This is a genomic window from Bartonella sp. AA86SXKL (assembly GCF_042196885.1).
Genome location: NZ_JBHIRE010000069.1, coordinates 1 through 1,931, shown reverse-complemented (window position 1 = coordinate 1,931; position 1,931 = coordinate 1). Strand labels below are relative to the sequence as shown.

General features: G+C 42.9%; 1 protein-coding gene and 2 pseudogenes. 1 reads left to right on the top strand and 2 read right to left on the bottom strand.

Annotation, left to right across the window (positions count from 1 at the left end):
- A pseudogene (locus ACFIO5_RS09740) lies at nt 1–684 on the top strand (DEAD/DEAH box helicase family protein); the annotation flags it as partial.
- 216 nt (nt 685–900) lie between these two features.
- Here the strand turns inward: ACFIO5_RS09740 and ACFIO5_RS09735 are convergent.
- Together ACFIO5_RS09735 and ACFIO5_RS09730 are read right to left on the bottom strand one after the other, a co-directional pair.
- Complete coding sequence (locus ACFIO5_RS09735) at nt 901–1,074, bottom strand: hypothetical protein (protein ID WP_375643436.1); 174 nt, start codon at nt 1,072–1,074, stop codon at nt 901–903.
- 42 nt (nt 1,075–1,116) lie between these two features.
- Nucleotides 1,117–1,792, bottom strand: a pseudogene (locus tag ACFIO5_RS09730) (DUF7146 domain-containing protein).
- Nucleotides 1,793–1,931: the final 139 nt, after the last annotated feature.

Sequence of the window (1,931 nt, the reverse complement as noted above, 5' to 3'; positions counted from 1 at the left end):
TGGACAGCCGATGCACAAGTCCCGTTGCGTTCCTTTGCCGTGTGTTCTGATACGAAAGTAGGCAAGCGTCGTAAAAACCAAGATGATATTGTTGGCATGGCAACATCAGATCTTGTTCTCCCTGCTACCACGGATGCTCAAGCCCTTGCTAAAGAAGCGCGTGGAAACCTAGTAGACGCAATGACGGTAGTCTTTTCAACTTACCATTCTATCCAAGTGATTTCGGATGCACAAAAAGAGCATGGTTTACCCGAATTTGATTTGATCATCTGTGATGAAGCCCATAGAACGACTGGAGCTTCATTGGGAAGTGAAGACAATGAATCAGAATTTATCAAGGTTCATGATAACAGCATCATTCGGGGCAAAAAACGTCTGTATATGACAGCAACGCCGCGTATCTTTAGTGATACTGCTAAAAGGCGGGCGGATGAGATCAATGCTGTTTTGGCATCTATGGATGATGAAACCCTTTATGGCAAACAACTTCATCATTATACCTTCGCGGAAGCTGTCGATAATGAACTGTTAACCCCTTACAAGATTGTGGTCTTGGGAATTGATGAAACCTATATTACACCAGCCATACAAGAGATTATTGCCAATGAAAACCGTGAAATTGATTTAGATGATGCGGCAAAAATTATTGGCTGTTATAGAGCACTTACCAAAATAGATAAGCAACTGCTTTTAATTAAAAAATTACCAGTACCTAAAGGCCAAAATTGTCATGATCCTCCCGAGTATATTGCAGCCCCGAATAAAGCTGCAAATCTGGATCAAACAGCTAGCTATGCCCGCTCTTCAACCAAGTTTGGTCATAACTAAAAGAAAAAGCTCTTTGCCTCTGCCAGATGCAGCATAAAGCTGCCCCATGCGACATGGGACTTCCATGCCTGCCTAATGCGCCCAGACTTCTATCGCTTTTTGTTTTGACGCTTGCATTAATCTCTCTTGGGCACGCAGCGTTTCGTGTGCAGCAAGCCAGAATCCTGCAAACTGCGTCCCAGCGGATCGTTCCCTGCTAACAACAATAAATCTTTTCCAACCGTAAACAAGCATTATCGTTATCATTGACGGGGGTATTTTCATTGTTGTTTTGTAAATGACTCTCTTTCATAGTTCCCTCTTTTGAGAAAGTAATACGTTATTAAAATCGGTTCCTTTTGGAGCTTGCATGATAAAAACCTCAAAACCTTGCTATAAGCACGCGCAGCAAGGGTGAAACCTGCTTTACGCCCCCCATAATCTGCTGGTTTCTGATCTGTTTTGCAGCCATTGGCTTTTAAAAAGGTTCTATGAATGGCAAAGGAGCCGCCCCCTTAACAAGAGCAACCAACGCGGGCAGTGTCATTCCTAATGGGTGATGGCATTTATCGTGAAAACGTAAATCAGCAGGCAATTCACATGTGATCCCCCGATTGCGTAAATAGGTTTCTGCTAAAGTATCTTTTATCGGTTGGCTTTGTTGCCAAATCTTTTTTGCTCTTGCTGCTTTCTGTTTTGCTCGTTTGAGATCAGCACAACATTGTTTTGAGAAAGAGAGCGTCTGATCATAAGCTTTATCAAAAAAGGCTTGTTTTCCAAGCAAACCAATTCTAATGAGCGCTTGTATGATCTCTCTAAAAGAGCAGCCAGCATAACAATAGAGTAAGAGACGCCCATCATGTCCATTGGCAAGGGATAAGCTAGGCAATTGATCATCATGGGCTGGACAACGGGCACTTCCATAATGCCCATGCCAACCCCCACGCAAGGCATTTGTGATGCCCTGAGAATTTTCATAAAACATATTATTGTCCTGTTACTTGCGTCACAGAACGGATTTTGCTATTCATTCTTTGAGTGAAAATGGAAAGCCTTGTCCGTCCTTACGTGACAAGGTTTTCTTTTTATGCCGCGTCGTTATAACGTTGCTGTTTTGCTTGCTC